We start from the raw sequence: 2,822 nt of genomic DNA on the forward strand, positions 1-2,822 counted from the left end.
AAGCATTTTCCTTGCAAGTTTTGAAAGCTCAAGTATGTTGCCGCTATCAAGTCTTATGCCTCTTAAAGTGTAGCCCTTTTCTTTTAATTCCAGAGCAACTTCTATTGCTTTCTCAATGCCTTTCACTGTGTCATAAGTATCAACAAGAAGAATAGATCTATCGGGAAACGTTTTAAGATAAGCTCTGAAAGCTTCTTCTTCTGTCTTAAAACTCATAATAAACGAGTGAGCCACGGTGCCAACAACCGGAATGCCGTAGATTTTTCCGGCAAGAACGTTGGAAGTCGATGAAAAGCCTGCTATATAGGTACTTCTTGCAACCTTTATCCCAGCATCCTTACCGTGAGTTCTTCTGAGAGAAAAGTCTGAAAGCACCTTACCCCGGGAAACCGAATAGACCCTCGCTGCCTTTGACGCAATCAGTGTGCTTATGTGAGTCATATTCAGAATGGCTGTTTCAAAAAGCTGTGCCTCATAAATTGGCGCTTCAACTCTTAAAACAGGTTCGTGAGGGAAAAAGGGCGTCCCTTCGTCCATACTGTAAAGGTTTCCCGTAAAGCGAAATTCCTTCAAAAAGTCTAAAAACCAGTCAGGAAAAAGGTTAAGAGAATAAAGGTAATCTATGTCATCCTTTGAAAAGGAAAAGTTTTCAAGGTAATCAACAACATCCTGAAGCCCTGCATATACAAGGTAGTTTCTCTTTTCAGGAAGAACCCGGGTAAAAAGTTCAAAAGAGGCAACCTCTTTCTTCCCGTTATCAATATAAGCACACATCATTGTAAGTTCGTAAAGATCTGTAAGCAGCGTTTCAGTCATTACTTTTCCTCCATTACCTGCTCCTTCTGACACCAACTTTCTGGCAGTAATCTCTTATCGGACATATACTGCATTTAGGAGAAATCGGATGGCATATATGCTGGCCCAGGGCAACAAGAAGTTCATTAATAATCTTCCAATACTTCTTGGGCAACTTTTTTCTCAGAGCAAATTCTGTCTCTTCAGGTGTTTTTGTTTTAACGTAACCAATCCTGTTCATTATCCTGTGAACATGAGTATCAACACAGATACCCGGCTTGTTAAAACCAAGCGTAACAACAAGGTTGGCCGTTTTTCTGCCAACACCTTTAAGCTTCAAAAGTTCATCAAGAGAATCAGGAACCTTACCGTCATATTTTTCAATAAGTGTTTTACATATCTCTTTTATCGTTTTCGCCTTGTTTCTGTAAAAGCCAACAGGATAGATAAGCTCTTCTATCTCCTTTTCGGAAAGTTTAACCATATCGTAAGGATTGTTGGCCTTTTTAAAAAGCCTTTCTGAAGCCCTTGCCGTTACTTCATCCTTTGTTCTTAAACTGAGTATCGTTGAAATCAGAATTTTAAAAGGATCTCTATCGTGCCGGGACATTAAACTTACAACAGGAACATCCCACTTTTTGGATTCCCTCTTAAGGATTTCGACTATCTTATCTATATCAATCTTTTTAAGCCTTTCTGCCACTATCCTCCCTCACAAACCTGTAAAGTTCAATAAGTTCCTCAACAAGCAATGGAAAATCCTTTAGAGGAACCATGTTTGGACCGTCTGAAAGGGCGGTTTCGGGATCCGGATGTGTTTCAAAAAAGAGACCATCAGCACCAACAGCCACAGCAGCTTTCGCAAGATAAGGAACAAACTCTCTATCCCCGCCAGAAGCAGAACCGAGTCCTCCGGGTTTCTGAACAGAATGGGTGGCGTCAAAGATAACAGGAACACCAAAAGATTTCATTATGGGAATACTTCTAAAATCAACCACCAGATTATGGTATCCAAAAGTCGTCCCTCTCTCCGTCAGAAATATCTCTTTCGCTCCTGATTCTCTCAACTTCTCAACAACGTTTCCCATGTCCCATGGAGCCATAAACTGCCCCTTTTTCACATTAACCGGCTTACCGGTCTTTGCAGCGGCAACAAGAAGGTCTGTCTGGCGACACAGAAATGCAGGAATCTGGATGTAATCAACCACACTACCGACAGGTTCTGCCTGATATGATTCGTGAATATCCGTCAATACAGGCAAATCAAAAGTTTCTTTCACCTTTTCAAGCATTCTCAATCCTTTATCAAGCCCAGGACCTCTGTAGGAACGGATAGAACTCCTGTTTGCCTTATCAAAAGAAGCTTTAAAAATAACTTTGCACTCAGGGAAAAGCTTCTGAGTCTCCTTAACAACTTCAGCAACCTTAAAAAGAATCTCTTCTGTCTCTATAACGCAAGGACCCGCGATTAAAATCATCTCTTCTCCCCTATTCGTCTCTCTGTGGTAAAACGGGTATAACCCGGCTATCTATTGAAGGAAGCGCCGTCAAAGATTCAAGAAACACTTTTATGCGCCATGCTTCAACATCGGTGAGTTTTTCATCCAGCATTTTGTCCGCCATAACTTTTACCGCAACATCCAGCCTTCTTACAGAACCGTTGTGAAAGTAGGGAGCAGTTAACGCAACGTTTCTCAAAGGTGCAGTCCTGAAAGCATTTTTATCAGTATCATTTCCGGTAACCTCGTAACGTCCCGGGTCATCATCTATCTTAAAAACATGAAACTTATTGTCTGTAAGCATAGGACCATAATGGCAGGATATACAACCTTTTTCAATGAAGAGATTCATCCCCATCTTGGCATCATCAGAAAGAGCTTTAATATCACCGTTAAGAAACCTGTCAAAAGGCGAACCAAAAGTATTCAAAGTTCGGACATAAGCAGCTATTGCCTTTGCTATGTTATCAAAGGTTACAGGATCTCCTTCATCGGGAAACGCTTTCCTAAAAAGCGCAACATACTCAG

The 2,822-nt window shown here is 41.1% G+C and carries 4 protein-coding genes; all 4 read right to left on the reverse strand.

All coding sequences use genetic code 11. The features are described from left to right. On the reverse strand, positions 1 to 816 hold an 816-nt coding region (pncB, locus tag MV676_RS07400), incomplete at its 3' end, for a nicotinate phosphoribosyltransferase (RefSeq protein ID WP_297446354.1). A gap of 13 nt (positions 817 to 829) precedes the next feature. Beyond that, positions 830 to 1,498, reverse strand: coding sequence for an endonuclease III (gene nth / locus MV676_RS07405; protein WP_297446357.1), 669 nt, complete (start codon positions 1,496 to 1,498; stop codon positions 830 to 832). Continuing rightward, complete coding sequence (kdsA, locus tag MV676_RS07410) at positions 1,482 to 2,273, reverse strand: 3-deoxy-8-phosphooctulonate synthase (RefSeq protein WP_297446361.1); 792 nt, start codon at positions 2,271 to 2,273, stop codon at positions 1,482 to 1,484. The genes nth and kdsA overlap by 17 nt, the downstream gene beginning before the upstream one ends. Before the next feature lie 10 nt (positions 2,274 to 2,283). Next, a partial coding sequence (locus MV676_RS07415) for a cytochrome c peroxidase (protein WP_297446364.1) occupies positions 2,284 to 2,822 on the reverse strand: 539 nt, incomplete at its 5' end.

It is taken from the genome of Desulfurobacterium sp. (genome assembly GCF_027028515.1).
Lineage (GTDB): Bacteria > Aquificota > Aquificia > Desulfurobacteriales > Desulfurobacteriaceae > Desulfurobacterium_A.

Bases quoted from the DNA above. Each gene is read 5' to 3' on its own strand.
- kdsA (WP_297446361.1), bottom strand. From the start codon at position 2,273: ATGATTTTAATCGCGGGTCCTTGCGTTATAGAGACAGAAGAGATTCTT.